Below are 12,743 nucleotides of genomic sequence, written 5' to 3'. Positions count from 1 at the left end.
ATACGGCCCGCCGGTGGCACAGGAACAGCCTCTGACCACGCCGGAAATCCGTTCCTGGGGCATGTATTCCGGGTATCGGCTCTTCGGCGGGACGAACCGCGCGCCCGTCGCGCGGCCCCGGACGGATGGATGCGACACGCGTGACGGAGCAGCCGACCTCCTTCGAACGCCCCCAGCCGGGCGCCGACCGAACGGAACCCCCTGGGGCGCTTCTGCGCGCCCCCGAACCGCCTCAGGCGGCGTTACCGCTGCAGTCGCGCGCGGAGGGCGCGATCCCGCGCCCCGGTGTGCCCGGCGTGGCGGGCGAGCCCCCGGAGGCTTCCGCGCGCCCCGGCACGGCGACCGCCGCCGCCGGCCCGACCGGGCCCGCCTCCGAGCATTCCCAGCCCGCGTCGGCCGAGCCCGACGCGCACCGGCCGCGTCCCGTTCCGGAGGGCATCCCCGCCCAGCCGGACGCGGCGGCGCGGACCGCCGACGGCACGGAACCCCCGGCTTGCGGGGACCCCGCGCAGTCTCCGCAAGCCGTTCCCGCAGCGGCGGGCGGGGGTGGCGGCCGGGAGCGGCGCGCCCCGGACGGTCAGGACCGACGGACCGGGCAGGGCCTGCCGCCGGGGCGGCCACTGCCGATGCGCCGCGACGGCGACCGGCTCCGGTTCGTGGGCGCGGCGACGCGGCGCATCGCGCGCGGCATGGACCTGGACGAGATCGTCATGGGGCTGTGCCGGGCGACCGTGCCGACGTTCTCCGACGCGATCCTGGTCTATCTGCGCGAGCCGCTGCCGGTGGGCGACGAGCGGCCGGTGGGCCCGCTCGTGCTGCGGCTGCGCCGCACCGACCGGATCCCGGCCGAGCGGGACCTGGAGGCCGGGATCATGCCCGTGCCGGCGCCCGAGCAGCCGGCCGAGCTGTCCGTGGTCACCAACGAGCTGTGCGAGGTACGGCCCGGCAGCGCGCTCGGCGAGGTGCTGCGCGGGGTGCGGCCGGTGTTCACGGACACCCCGTCCGCGGGGGCCGCGCTGGCCGAACTCCTCGGCCCGGACTCGGAGCTGGCGGTGCCCGGCGGGCAGCGCACGATCCTCGCCCCGCTGCGCGGGCGGCGCCGCGTCATCGGCGCCGCGCTCTTCCTGCGCCGCCCCGACCGTCCGGCCTTCGAGGCCGACGACCTGCTGGTCGCCGCCCAGTTGGCCACGCACAGCGCGCTCGGCGTCGACAAGGCGGTGCTGTACGGGCGTGAGGCGTACATCGCCGACGAGTTGCAGCGCACCATGCTGCCGGAGACGCTGCCGCGTCCGACGGGTGTCCGGCTGGCGTCCCGCTATCTGCCCGCCGCCGAGACGGCGCGGGTGGGCGGCGACTGGTACGACGCGATCCCGCTGCCCGGCAGCCGGGTCGCCCTGGTCGTCGGCGACGTGATGGGGCACTCCATGACGTCGGCGGCGATCATGGGGCAGCTGCGGACGACCGCGCAGACGCTCGCGGGCCTGGACCTGCCGCCGCAGGAGGTGCTGCACCACCTGGACGAGCAGGCGCAGCGCCTGGGCACCGACCGCATGGCGACCTGCCTGTACGCGGTCTACGACCCGGTCTCGCACCGCATCACCATCGCCAACGCCGGTCACCCGCCGCCCGTGCTGCTGCACCTGGGCGGCCGGGCCGAGGTGCTGCGGGTGCCGCCGGGCGCGCCGATCGGCGTCGGCGGCGTCGACTTCGAGGCGGTGGAGCTGGACGCGCCGGCCGGCGGCACGCTGCTGCTGTACACCGACGGCCTGGTGGAGTCGCGGCTGCGGGACGTGTGGACCGGCATAGAGCAGTTGCGGGAGAAGCTGGCGGCGACCGCGCAGCTCACCGGCCCGGACCATCCGCCGCCGCTGGAAGCCCTGTGCGACGAGGTGCTGGACATGCTCGGCCCGGGCGACCGGGACGACGACATCGCGCTGCTCGCCGCCCGCTTCGACGGGATCGCGCCGAGCGACGTGGCGTACTGGTTCCTGGAGCCGGAGGACTCCGCGCCGTCGCGGGCCCGTCGGCTGGCCCGCCGGGCGCTGTCCCGCTGGGGCCTGGAGGAGCTGACGGACTCGGTGGAGCTGCTGGTCAGCGAGGTCGTCACCAACGCGGTGCGGTACGCCTCCCGTCCGGTGACGCTGCGGCTGCTGCGCACGGACGTGCTGCGCTGCGAGGTCGGCGACGACGTGCCGCAGCTGCCCCGGCTGCGGCAGGCGCGGGCCACGGACGAGGGTGGCCGGGGCCTGTACCTGGTGAACAAACTGGCCCGGCGCTGGGGCGCGACCCGGCTGAGCACCGGCAAGGTGGTCTGGTTCGAGCTGCACCGCGGCTGACCGTACGGCGAGGCCGGAGGCGGCGCGAGAAGGCCGGGAGGACGAGGGCGTCGCCCCGGTCCTCCCGGCCTTCTCCCGTCGTCCTCCCGGCCTTCCCCGTCGGCTACTGCCCGGGCAACCCGTCATGCGTGTGGTGCTGGTCGTTCGGGTTCAGCGGGTTCTCCACCGAGCCGCTGCTCGACGGGTCGGGCGGGGACGCCGAGTGGCTGGGCGGCGTCGACGGCGAGTGGCTCGGCGGCGGCGGGCTCGCCGAGTGGGACGGCGGCGGCGGGCTCGCGGAGTGGGACGGCGGCGTCGGCGAGTGGCTGGGCGACATCGACGGCGAGTGGCTCGGCGACTGGGTCATCGAGGGTGTCTGGCTCGGCGACTGCTTGGCCGCGCCCTGCGTAGTGTCCAGGTCGAACTTGCTGGTGTCGCCCATGACGCCGAAGGTGTACCCGGCCCAGATCTGCGCCGGGTAGCCGCCGCCGTTGATGCGGCCACTGCCAGGGATGAGTCCGGTGGCGCCGCTCATGGTGGTGTGCTTGCTGGTCTTGGGGTTCTCACCGAACAGACCGACCGAGGTGACCAGGTCCGGCGTGTAGCCGCTGAACCAGGCCGACCAGTTGTTGTCGGACGTACCGGTCTTGCCCGCCACCTGCTGGCCCTCGCGCAGCGGGTTGTCGGCCACCGACGTCTTCGCCGTCCCGTCGTCGACCACGCCGGTCAGGACCGAGGTGACCGTGTCGGCGGCCTCGCGGCTGATGACCTGGCCGCCGACGGGGTCGGCGATGGAGACCTTGCGGGTCCGGTTCTCCGCGGAGGCCACGATGCTCGGGGTGACCTTCTTGCCGTGGTTGTCGAGGGTGGCGTAGATCCCGGCCATCTCCAGCGGGCTGGCGCCCATGGAGCCGAGGGTCTGGGCGGGCACGGCCTGCATGCCCTTGGTGTCCATGCCGAGCTTGTCCGCGGTCGCCATCACCTTCTCCATGCCCACGTCGACGCCCATCTGCGCGAAGACGGAGTTGACGGACTTGTTCATGGCGGACTGGACGGTGATGTTGCCGTAGCTGACGTCGTCCTCGTTGGGCGGGGCGAAGCCGACCTTGCTGCCGTGGTCGACGACCGGGCGCTCGCTGGTGCCGTCGTAGACGGTGTTGGCGTCGATGGGCAGGCCGTCCTGCGTCTTGGCGCCCTCGTCCATGGCGGCGGCCAGGATGACCGGCTTGAACGTGGAGGCCGGCTGGAAGTCCCGCCGGGTCGCGTTGCTGATGTAGTGCTTGAAGTAGTCCTGCCCGCCGTACAGGGCGACGATCTTCCCGGTCTTCGGGTCGACGGAGACCGCGCCGGCCTGGACGTTGGCGTCGACCTTGCGCTTCTTCGGGTCGAGCTTGCCGGTGAGCTGCTTCTTGACCGACCCCTCCAGCGCGGACTGCTTCTTGCGGTCGATGTTCAGGGTGATGGTCCACCCCCGGTCGACGACCGCGGCCTCCGCCTGGGACTGCGTGATGCCCTGCTCCTGCATCAGCTGCTGTTCCAGCTGCTTGTTGGCGAGGTCGATCAGGTAGCCCTTCTGGCCCTCGCGGCCGGGCGCGCCCTTGGGGTCCTTGGGTACCGGGAACTTCATGGCCTGGCGCTTGCCGGCGTCGAGCCAGTGCTGCTTGACCATGTTGTCGAGCACGTAGTTCCAGCGGGCCTGCACCAGCCGCTTGCCGTTGGGTCCGGCCACCGCCCAGTCGTACTGGCTCGGCGCCTGGAGCAGCGCGGCGAGGTAGGCGCCCTGTTCGACGCTCAGGTGCTGCGCGTCGACGCGGTAGTAGGCCTGGGCGGCGGCCTGGATGCCGTAGGCGCCGCGGCCGTAGTAGCTGGTGTTGATGTAACCGGCGAGGATCTCGTCCTTGGTCTCGCTGCGGTCCACCTTCAGGGAGATGACCAGTTCCTTCAGCTTGCGCGTGACGGTCTGGTCCTGGGTGAGGTAGTAGTTCTTGACGTACTGCTGGGTGATCGTCGAGCCGCCCTGGGTGCCCTTGCCGGTCAGGGTGTTGAGCAGGCCGCGGGCCGTGCCCCTCAGGTCGACGCCGGAGTCGTGGTAGAAGGACTTGTTCTCGGCGGCGACGAAGGTGTGCTGGACGTCCTTGGGCACCTTGTCCAGGGACACGCTCTCGCGGTTGACCTCGCCGTCGCGGGCCAGGATGGTGCCGTCGCTGTACTTGTAGACGTTGCTCTGCCGTTCGGCGGCGGCGTTGCCCTTGGGTATGTCCACCATCATGTAGAGCACGACGAAGGCGCCGATGCCGAGCAGGCAGACGCCGAGGACGGTGCCGAGGATCTTCTTCCAGGTGAACAGGCGGCGTATGCCGCTCTTCTTCGCCTTGGCGGGCCGGGCCGCGCGCCGGGCGGCGGCCCGGCCGCCCGTGGCGCCGCCGCTCCCCGCCCCGTCCCCGATGCCGGTCGTCGGCGTCCCGGACGAGCGCCTGGGCGCCGCGCGGCGGCCACCGCGCTGTCGCGCACGTCTGTCTTCCGCTCGTCCCATGCGTCCGTTCGCTCCGCTTCCGTCTCGGATGTCTCGGCTGTCACTGGCGTACGTCGTTCAGGTCAGCTCAGAAAACTAACACCGCTCTCTGTGACAAACGGCCCGCGATCCGGGCTTTTGGGGACGTGAGAATCAGCACCCGCCCTCAAGTGAACCGACGTCCGGGAGGGTTCGGGGGTTGCTGCGAGCCGTTAAAGTGATATCACTTAGATAGGCAGAAGCTACTACGGCTGCTGCTCGCACCGACCACGAGGAACGGGGGACCTCCCATGTCCGCATCCACTCCGTCCGCGGCGGCCACGGCCGACGCACCCGAGATGCCCGCACCGCAGGTGCGGGAGTTCGCGGCGCACAGCATCAAGGGCGGGCTGGCGCTGCTGCTCGGCCTGCTCGGGCTGCTGGTCGCCGCGGCGCTGGTCGCCGCCGGCGGGGGCCTGACATCCGGCGGCGCCAAGGCCGCGCTGATCGTCGTCGGCGTCCTGGTCGGCATAGCGGCGCTGCTCGCCATGGCGGGGCTGAACATGGTGGCGCCGGGCGAGGCACGGGTCGTGCAGCTCTTCGGGCGCTACCGGGGCACCATCCGCGAGGACGGCCTGCGCTGGGTGAACCCGCTCACCTCCCGGGAGAAGATCTCCACCCGGGTCCGCAACCACGAGACCGCCGTCCTGAAGGTCAACGACGCCTACGGCAACCCGATCGAGCTGGCCGCGGTCGTGGTGTGGAAGGTCCAGGACACCGCGCAGGCCTCCTTCGAGGTGGACAACTACCTGGAGTTCGTCTCCACGCAGACCGAGGCGGCCGTGCGGCACATCGCCATCGAGTACCCCTACGACGCCCACGACGAGGGCGGCCTGTCGCTGCGCGGCAACGCCGAGGAGATCACCGAGAAGCTCGCCGTCGAACTGCACGCGCGCGTGGCGGCGGCCGGGGTGCGGATCATCGAGTCGCGCTTCACCCACCTCGCGTACGCTCCCGAGATCGCCTCCGCGATGCTCCAGCGCCAGCAGGCCGGAGCGGTCGTCGCGGCCCGGCGGGAGATCGTGGACGGCGCGGTCGGCATGGTCGAGGCGGCACTCGCCCGGATCGCCGAGCAGGACATCGTGGAACTCGACGAGGAACGGAAGGCCGCGATGGTGTCGAACCTGATGGTGGTGCTGTGCGGGGACCGGGCACCGCAGCCGGTCCTCAACACGGGAACGCTCTACCAGTGACGTCCACGACGGATCCGTCCGAGGAGGGCGAGGGGGCCGAGGGGGCCGAGGGCGTCGAGGGAGCCGGCGGGGCCGCTCCCCGGCGCCGGCCGCAGCAGCGCAAGCAGGTGCTGCTGCGGCTGGACCCGTCGGTCTACGACGCGCTCGCGCGCTGGGCGTCGGACGAACTGCGCTCGGCCAACGCCCAGATCGAGTTCCTGCTGCGCCGCGCCCTCGCCGAAGCGGGCCGCCTGCCCGGCGAGACGGGCCCCCTCCCGCGCCGCGGCCGGCCCCCGCGGGGCACTCCGCCGAGGCCGCGGTAGCCACCATCGCCACCCCCCGACGCCCCCGCCGCCACCTCCGGCCGACGCGGTCGCACTGCCGGCCGAAGCGGCGGCGGAGGCGGGGGCGAAAGGCCGCCCCCGCCCGTAGCGGAACCGTGACAATCCCCTCCCACCTGCGAAGTCACCCTCACTGCTGACACCGGGCCAGCCACTGCACACCGGGCGTATACATCGTGCGTATACACGGTGTGTAGAGTGCTCCGCATGTCCATCGGTCACACCCTCCTGGGGCTCCTGGAGTCCGGGCCGCGCCACGGCTACGACCTCAAGCGCGCCTTCGACGAGACGTTCGGTCACGACCGGCCGCTGCACTACGGCCAGGTCTACTCGACGATGTCGCGGCTGCTGAAGAACGGTCTCGTCGAAGTCGACGGCATCGAGGCCGGCGGCGGCCCCGAACGCAAGCGCTACGCCATCACCGAAGCCGGCATCACGGATGTCGAGCAGTGGCTGGCCACGCCCGAGAAGCCCGAGCCGTACCTCCAGTCGACCCTCTACACCAAGGTCGTCCTGGCCCTGCTCACCCGGCGCGACGCCGCCGACGTCCTGGACACGCAGCGCGCCGAGCACCTGCGCAGCATGCGGATCCTGACCGACCGCAAGCGCAAGGGCGACCTGGCCGACCAGCTGATCTGCGACCACGCCCTGTTCCACCTTGAGGCCGACCTGCGGTGGCTCGAACTCACCGCCGCGCGCCTCGACAAACTCCGTGAGGCGGTGACCCGGTGACTCCTCCCCCCGGCTCCCTGTTGTCGGCCGAGAACCTGCGCAAGGACTACGGCCCCACCACCGCGCTGGACGGCGCCGAGTTCTCCATCCACCCCGGCGAGGTCGTCGCCGTGATGGGCCCCTCCGGCTCCGGCAAGTCCACGCTGCTGCACTGCCTCGCCGGGATCGTCACCCCGGACTCCGGCTCGATCCTCTACGACGGCCGTGAACTGTCCACCATGTCCGACGGCCAGCGCAGCGCGCTGCGGCGCTCCGAGTTCGGGTTCGTCTTCCAGTTCGGCCAGCTCGTGCCCGAGCTGACCTGCGTGGAGAACGTCGCCCTGCCGCTGCGGCTGAACGGCACCCCGCGCAAGGAGGCCGAGCGCACCGCGCTGACCTGGATGAGCCGGCTGGAGGTCGACGACCTCGGCAAGAAGCGGCCCGGCGAGGTCTCCGGCGGTCAGGGGCAGCGCGTCGCGGTCGCCCGCTCGCTGGTCACCAGCCCTCGGGTGCTCTTCGCCGACGAGCCGACCGGCGCGCTCGACTCGCTCAACGGCGAACGCGTGATGGAACTGCTCACCGAGGCCGCCCGCTCCACCAACGCCGCCGTGGTGCTGGTCACGCACGAGGCGCGGGTGGCCGCGTACTCCGACCGCGAGATCGTCGTCCGCGACGGCAAGTCCCGGGACATGGAGCGCATCGTATGAGTGTCCACCCGCCGCCCGCCGTCGCCCGGCCCGAGGCGCCGCCCGCCGCATCCTTCCTCCACAGGTGGACGAGCGACCTGCGCATGGGCGCCAAGTTCGCCTTCACCGGCGGGCGCGAGGGCTGGACCCGGGTCCTGCTGACGGCCGTCGGCGTCGGGCTCGGCGTGGCGCTGCTGCTGCTGACGACCGCGATCCCGAGCGCGCTGTCGGTACGGCACGAACGCGAGAAGGCCCGCTCCGACTACACGTACAGCCAGAAGACCAAGCCCAAGGCCGACAACACGTTCGTGATCTCCGACATCAACTCGGAGTACGGCGAGAAGGAGATCCGCGGGCGGCTGGTGGAACCCGAGGGGCCGCGCGCGCCGGCCCCGCCCGGCCTGAGCAGCTACCCGGCGCCGGGTGACATGGTGGTCTCCCCCGCGCTGAAGAAGCTGCTCGCCTCCGACGACGGCAAGCTGCTGCGCGAGCGGCTGCCCTACCGGATCACCGGGACGATCGGCGAGAGCGGGCTCATCGGCTCGCAGGAACTCGCCTACTACGCCGGCGCCGAGGGCCTGGCTCCCCACATCAACGGCTGGCAGACGGCCCGGATCAGTGAGTACGGCTCCCCGAACCCGGTGCCCGAGCGCCAGGACCCGGTCCTGATCCTGCTGGTGCTGGTCGTCTTCGTGGTGCTGCTGATGCCGGTGGCCGTGTTCATCACGGCGGCCGTGCGCTTCGGCGGCGAGCGGCGCGACCGCAGGCTTGCCGCACTGCGGCTGGTCGGCTCGGACAGCCGGATGACCCGGCGGATCGCGGCGGGCGAGGCCCTGGCGGGCTCGTTGCTCGGGCTGGTCTTCGGCGCGGTCTTCTTCCTGCTCGGCCGCGAGCTCGCGGGGTCGCTGGAGGTCGTCGGCATCAGCGTGTTCCCCAGCTACCTCAACCCCTCGCCCGTGCTGGCCGCGCTGGTCGCGATCGCCGTCCCGACGGCGGCGGTGCTGGTGACCCTGCTCGCGCTGCGCGGGGTGGTCATCGAGCCGCTGGGCGTGGTCCGCACGGCCAAGCCCAGCCGGCGCCGCCTGTGGTGGCGGCTGCTGCTGCCGGTGGCCGGTCTGGCGCTGCTCGCCCCGATGATCGGCAAGGGACGCAACGACGGCGACTTCAACCAGTACATGGTCTCCGGCGGTGTCATCCTGCTGCTGATCGGCGTGACCGCGCTGCTGCCGTGGATCGTGGAGGCGGTCGTCGCCCGGCTGGGCCGCGGCTCGGTCTCCTGGCAGCTGGCCGTACGACGGCTCCAGTTGAGCAGCGGCACCGCCGCCCGCACGGTGAACGGCATCTCGGTCGCGGTGGCCGGTGCGATCGCCCTGCAGATGCTCTTCGCGGGGGTCGAGAGCGACTACACCAAGGCGTCGAAGAACGACCTCGGCCGGGCGCAGGTCCAGGTGCAGCTCTCGCACGGGGTCGCGATCGACCCGGCCCTCGCGAAGTTCAGGAAGACGCAAGGGGTGCGCAAGGCCGTCGGGCTGGCCAACGCCAACGTCGGCAGCACGACGCACAACTCGCCCGACGGCCCCAAGCAGAGTTCCGAGGTGACCATCGGCGACTGCGCGGCGCTGCGCGAGGTGGCGGCCCTGCCCTCCTGCCGTGACGGCGACGCCTTCGCAGTCCAGGGCGCCGACTACGACTCGGACACCCCGGCCCTGGCCAAGCCCGGCAAGAAGCTGTACCTGGACACCTCCCAGGGGATGGAACCCGCCCACGAGGTGCGGTGGACGGTGCCGCGCGACCTGAGGAAGGTCCGCGCCATCACGGACCCCACCGGTATGGAGCACGGCGGCTTCCTGCTGACGCGGGGCGCGATGCCGGCCGCGGCCGGACAGCCCGCCGCCCAGGTCTACCTCTCGATCGACGAATCCGTGGCGGACGTGCACGAGTACGTGCGCAACACCGCCGCGGCCGTGGACCCGTTCGCGGACGTGACGGTCTGGACACGCAGTGAGCAGTCCAAGAAGTTCTCGTCCATCCGCACCGGACTGCTGGTCGGCGCGGTCTGCGTGCTGGCGCTGATCGGCGCGAGCCTGCTCGTCTCCCAGCTGGAGCAGTTGCGCGAACGCCGCAAGCTGCTGTCGGCGCTGGTCGCCTTCGGCACCCGGCGGCGCACGCTGAGCCTGTCGGTGCTGTGGCAGACGGCGGTTCCGATCACCCTCGGGCTGCTGCTGTCGCTGGCCGTGGGCCTGACGCTGGGCGCGGTACTGCTGAGGATGACGGGCACGGCGGTGGGCATCGACTGGCCGAGCGTGCTGACCATGACCGGCATGGGCGCGGGCATCGCCCTCGCGGTCGCCGTGCTCAGCCTGCCTCCGCTGCTGCGCATGATGCGCCCGGAGGGCCTGCGCACGGAGTGACGTCCGGCCGGTCCCCGATCGCTCCGGGCCCCTTCCTCTCCCGTGCGGGAGGGGAAGGGGCCCGGACGCGTCCCGCGAGCGTTGCCGCGCCGCGGGGACCGGCCCCTCGGGTGCCCCGGCCGGCGCCGCCGGTTCAGGCGTCGGCGGCGAGGACGCGCACGGGCAGGGCCCGCAGGTCGGTGCGCAGGGCGGCTGCCAGTTGGCGGTACTCCGCGCCGCGGGCCGCGCCGGTGCGCATGGCGAGGGCGATGCGGCGGGCCGGGGCCGGATCGGCGAAGTAGCCGGTGAGGAGCTGGTTGCTGCGGGAGATCTCCACCTTGAGGGCCGTGCGCGGCAGCAGTGTGCAGCCGAGGCCGCCCGCGACGAGCTGGATGAGGGTGGACAGTCCGGCGGCGGTGGTGGTCACCGGGGCGTCCTCGCGCCCGGCCTCGCGGCAGATGTCCAGGGCCTGGTCCCGCAGGCAGTGTCCCTCGTCGAGGAGCAGCAGGTTCAGCTCCTTCAGCGCCTCGCGCGGTATGCCCTCCCGGCCGCCGAGCCGGTGGTCGAGCGGCGTGACGAGCACGAAGTCCTCGTCGAAGAGCGGGAGTTCGGTGACGCCGGGCACACCGAGCGGCACAGCGAGCAGCAGCAGGTCGAGCCGCCCGCCGGACAGCCCCTCCAGCAGGCTCGCGGTCTGCTCCTCGTGGACCTGGAGGTCGAGGTCGGGGTAGCGCTCGTGGACGAGGCGCAGGACCGTGGGCAGCAGGTACGGCGCGACGGTGGGGATGACGCCGAGCCGCAGGACGCCGGTGAAGGGCGCCCGGACCGCCTCGGCGTCCTCGATCAGGGCGCCGACCTCGTCGAGCACCGCCTTGGCCCGTACGGCCAGACGCTCGCCCGCGGGCGAGAGCAGCACCTTGCGCGTCGTACGCTCGACGAGCGTGACGCCGAGGGTCTCCTCCAGGGCGGAGACGGCGCCGGAGAGCGCGGGCTGGCTCATGCCGATCGCGGCGGCGGCGTCCCGGAAGTGCAGGTGCTCGGCGACGGCCGCGAAGGCGCGGAGCTGGGAGAGGCTGGGCAGGGTCCGGCGCCTCGCGGCATTACCGACGGTCACTGATAACTACCTCCGATCAACACGACCGAGTGTAGCTATTTCCGTAATCAATTGACTCTGTGCCAACATCATCAAGGTCCAACCCATGGGAAACACGGGCAAAGCCGGTGTTTCTTCGCTGCAAGGAGAGCGTGTGCTCACTGTCGGTGACAAGTTCCCCGAGTTCGAACTGACCGCCTGCGTCTCGCTGGAGAAGGGCAAGGAGTTCGAGAAGATCGACCACAAGACCTACGAGGGCAAGTGGAAGGTGATCTTCGCTTGGCCCAAGGACTTCACCTTCGTGTGCCCGACCGAGATCGCGGCCTTCGGCAAGCTGAACGACGAGTTCGCCGACCGCGACGCCCAGGTCCTGGGCTTCTCCGGTGACTCGGAGTTCGTCCACCACGCCTGGCGCAAGGACCACCCGGACCTGCTCGAGCTGCCCTTCCCGATGATGGCCGACTCCAAGCACGAGCTGATGCGCGAGCTGGGCATCGAGGACGAGGACGGCTTCGCCAAGCGCGCGGTCTTCGTCGTCGACCAGAACAACGAGATCCAGTTCTCCATGGTGACGGCGGGCTCGGTCGGCCGTAACCCCAAGGAGGTCCTGCGGGTCCTGGACGCGCTCCAGACGGACGAGCTGTGCCCGTGCAACTGGAGCAAGGGCGACGAGACCCTCGACCCGGTCGCGCTGCTGGCTGGTGAGTGAGGCATGTCCCTCGACTCCCTGAAGGCCGCCGTCCCGGACTACGCCAAGGACCTCAAGCTCAACCTGGGCTCGGTCATCGGCAACAGCGACCTGCCGGCGCAGCAGCTGTGGGGCACGGTGCTGGCCACGGCCATCGCCTCCCGTTCGCCGATCGTCCTGCGTGAGCTGGAGCCGGAGGCCAAGGCGAACCTCTCGCCGGAGGCGTACACCGCGGCCAAGTCCGCGGCCGCGATCATGGCGATGAACAACGTCTTCTACCGCACCCGGCACCTGCTGTCGGACCACGAGTACGGCACCCTGCGCGCCGGCCTGCGGATGAACGTCATCGGCAACCCCGGCGTCGACAAGACCGACTTCGAGCTGTGGTCCTTCGCGGTCTCGGCCATCAACGGCTGCGGCATGTGCCTGGACTCGCACGAGCAGGTCCTGCGCAAGGCGGGCGTCGAGCGCGAGGTCGTCCAGGAAGCCTTCAAGATCGCCTCGGTGATCCAGGCCGTCGGCGTGACGCTGGAGGCGGAGGCCGTCCTCGCGGAGTGACTCCGCGGCGACAACTCGCCGAAAGGGCTCCACCCTCTGTCCGGGTGGAGCCTTCGACGTTCCGGCGCCGCCGTCGCCGGGGGGCGGCGGGAGCTGGGCGCGCAGCCGCGGGACGCAGGGCCGCGAGGCGCGGGGCCGCGGGGCGGCCGGCGCTTCGACACGCGCACGCGGCGCCCTCCGCGCCCGGCTACTGCTCCTCGGCGAGGGCCGGCGTCTGCTGGGCCGGGCCGTCCGGCGG

At 71.9% G+C, this 12,743-nt stretch carries 10 protein-coding genes; 8 read left to right on the top strand and 2 right to left on the bottom strand.

What is annotated here, in order from left to right; translation table 11 throughout:
- Positions 1-125 precede the first annotated feature (125 nt).
- The gene (locus ACFC02_RS15290) at positions 126-2,336 is read left to right on the top strand and encodes a SpoIIE family protein phosphatase (RefSeq protein WP_376356671.1); all 2,211 of its coding nucleotides are present in this window, start codon (positions 126-128) and stop codon (positions 2,334-2,336) included.
- 103 nt (positions 2,337-2,439) lie between these two features.
- On the opposite strand, the gene ACFC02_RS15285 is transcribed toward ACFC02_RS15290, so the two are convergent.
- On the bottom strand, positions 2,440-4,848 hold the full coding sequence (locus tag ACFC02_RS15285; protein ID WP_376356669.1) for a transglycosylase domain-containing protein: 2,409 nt from the start codon (positions 4,846-4,848) through the stop codon (positions 2,440-2,442).
- 269 nt (positions 4,849-5,117) lie between these two features.
- Here ACFC02_RS15285 and ACFC02_RS15280 point away from each other — a divergent pair, with 269 nt between their 5' ends.
- The 5 genes from ACFC02_RS15280 (at position 5,118) to ACFC02_RS15260 (ending at position 10,187) form a co-directional block, all read left to right on the top strand.
- Positions 5,118-6,059 carry an SPFH domain-containing protein gene (locus tag ACFC02_RS15280; protein WP_376356667.1) on the top strand — a complete coding sequence of 314 codons (942 nt, stop codon included), beginning with the start codon at positions 5,118-5,120 and terminating at the stop codon, positions 6,057-6,059.
- Positions 6,056-6,361: a hypothetical protein gene (locus tag ACFC02_RS15275; protein WP_376356665.1), complete on the top strand. Its 306-nt coding sequence runs from the start codon at positions 6,056-6,058 to the stop codon at positions 6,359-6,361. Before ACFC02_RS15280 ends, ACFC02_RS15275 begins: the two co-directional genes overlap by 4 nt.
- Before the next feature lie 225 nt (positions 6,362-6,586).
- Complete coding sequence (locus ACFC02_RS15270) at positions 6,587-7,111, top strand: PadR family transcriptional regulator (protein ID WP_360976022.1); 525 nt, start codon at positions 6,587-6,589, stop codon at positions 7,109-7,111.
- Positions 7,108-7,797, top strand: a complete 690-nt coding sequence (locus ACFC02_RS15265) for an ABC transporter ATP-binding protein (RefSeq protein WP_376356663.1) — start codon at positions 7,108-7,110, stop codon at positions 7,795-7,797. The genes ACFC02_RS15270 and ACFC02_RS15265 overlap by 4 nt, the downstream gene beginning before the upstream one ends.
- Before the next feature lie 83 nt (positions 7,798-7,880).
- On the top strand, positions 7,881-10,187 hold the full coding sequence (locus tag ACFC02_RS15260; protein ID WP_376356760.1) for an FtsX-like permease family protein: 2,307 nt from the start codon (positions 7,881-7,883) through the stop codon (positions 10,185-10,187).
- 133 nt (positions 10,188-10,320) lie between these two features.
- Here the strand turns inward: ACFC02_RS15260 and ACFC02_RS15255 are convergent, their stop codons facing one another.
- Positions 10,321-11,280, bottom strand: coding sequence for a LysR substrate-binding domain-containing protein (locus tag ACFC02_RS15255; RefSeq protein WP_376356661.1), 960 nt, complete (start codon positions 11,278-11,280; stop codon positions 10,321-10,323).
- A 133-nt stretch (positions 11,281-11,413) separates the two neighbouring features.
- Between ACFC02_RS15255 and ACFC02_RS15250 the strand changes: the two genes are divergently transcribed.
- On the top strand, positions 11,414-11,968 hold the full coding sequence (locus ACFC02_RS15250) for a peroxiredoxin (RefSeq protein ID WP_376356659.1): 555 nt from the start codon (positions 11,414-11,416) through the stop codon (positions 11,966-11,968).
- A 3-nt stretch (positions 11,969-11,971) separates the two neighbouring features.
- Positions 11,972-12,505, top strand: coding sequence for an alkyl hydroperoxide reductase (locus ACFC02_RS15245; RefSeq protein ID WP_376356657.1), 534 nt, complete (start codon positions 11,972-11,974; stop codon positions 12,503-12,505).
- Positions 12,506-12,743 lie beyond the last annotated feature (238 nt).

Origin of the sequence: Streptomyces sp. NPDC056160, from assembly GCF_042268205.1 — a bacterium.
Classification (GTDB): Bacteria; Actinomycetota; Actinomycetes; order Streptomycetales; family Streptomycetaceae; genus Streptomyces.
Note: the sequence above shows the minus strand (reverse complement) of the source record. Positions and strands in the feature narration are given on the sequence as shown.